Origin of the sequence: Rhodopseudomonas faecalis (assembly GCF_003217325.1) — a bacterium.
Classification (GTDB): Bacteria; Pseudomonadota; Alphaproteobacteria; order Rhizobiales; family Xanthobacteraceae; genus Rhodopseudomonas; species Rhodopseudomonas faecalis.
On record NZ_QJTI01000055.1, the window covers coordinates 1 to 1,287 of the forward strand.

Consider the following 1,287-nt stretch of genomic DNA (forward strand, 5'->3'; position numbering starts at 1 on the left):
CGCCGCGGCGCCAGTGTCGGCGGACACCATTGAGGCGGCGTTGGTGCGGGCCTATCAGAGCAATCCGCAGCTCAATGCGCAGCGCGCCTCGGTGCGCGTCACCGACGAGAACGTGCCGCAGGCGCTGTCGGGCTATCGGCCCAAGATCGCGGTGACCGCGAGCGGCGGCTATCAATATACCGAAGGCACCTCGCGGTTCGGCGGCAACCAGTTCTCGCTGCAGGGCACGCAATATCCGCGCGCTTTTGGCGCCACCATCAGCCAGACGCTGTTCAACGGCAACCAGACCGCCAACCGCACAAGGGCCGCGGAAGGCCAGGTGTCGGCGGCGCGCGAGGGCTTGCGTGTGCTGGAGCAGTCGGTGCTGCTGGCCGCCGCCACCATCTATATGGACTATCTGCGCGACTCGGCGATCGTCGAGGTGCAGCGCAGCAACGTGCGGGTGCTGGAGCAGACGCTCAAGCAGACCCGCGACCGTTTCAATGTCGGCGAAGTGACGCGCACTGACGTCGCGCAGTCCGAGGCGCAGCTGGCGGCCGGGCGCACCCAGCAGCTCGCCGCCGAATCGAATCTGACCACCACCCGCGCGAATTTCCGCCGCATCATCGGCAGCGAGCCGGAATCGCTGGCGCCGGGTTCGCCGGTCGATCGTTTTCTGCCAAACACGCTGGCGGCGGCGATCGAGCTGGGCTTGATCGAGAATCCGAACGTCACCGCGGCGATGTTCGGCATCGATGTCAGCTATCTGAACGTCAAGGTCAGCGAGGGCGCGCTGTTCCCGACGCTGACGCTGCAGGCCAATGCCCAGCAGAGCTATGAGCAGTCGATCGCCTCGCCAAAACAGTTCGTCGGCTCGGCGGTGGCGCAATTGTCGGTGCCGGTCTATCAGGGCGGCGCGGAATATTCGCTGATCCGGCAGTCGAAAGAGACGCTGGCGCAGCAGCGCCTCAATCTCGAGCAGGTGCGCGATCAGACCCGCGCCAGCGTGGTGCAGGCCTGGGGCCAGCTGCAGGCCGGCCGCTCGCAGGTGTCGTCGGCGCAGGCGCAAGTGACCGCGTCGGAAATCGCGCTCAATGGCGTGCGCGAGGAAGCGCGCGCCGGGCAGCGCACCACGCTCGACGTGTTGAACGCGCAGCAGGCGCTGGTCAACGCGCGCGTGGCGCTGGTGACGGCGCAGCATGACCGGGTGGTGGCGTCGTATTCGGTGCTGAGCGCGGTCGGCCGGCTGTCGCCGCAGGTGCTGAAGCTGAGCACCACGGTCTATGACCCGAGCGTGCATTATCATCA

1 protein-coding gene is annotated in these 1,287 nt (G+C 67.1%); it reads left to right on the forward strand.

The features are described from left to right. A partial coding sequence (locus tag BJ122_RS18870) for a TolC family outer membrane protein (RefSeq protein WP_110782818.1) occupies nucleotides 1-1,287 on the forward strand: 1,287 nt, incomplete at both ends.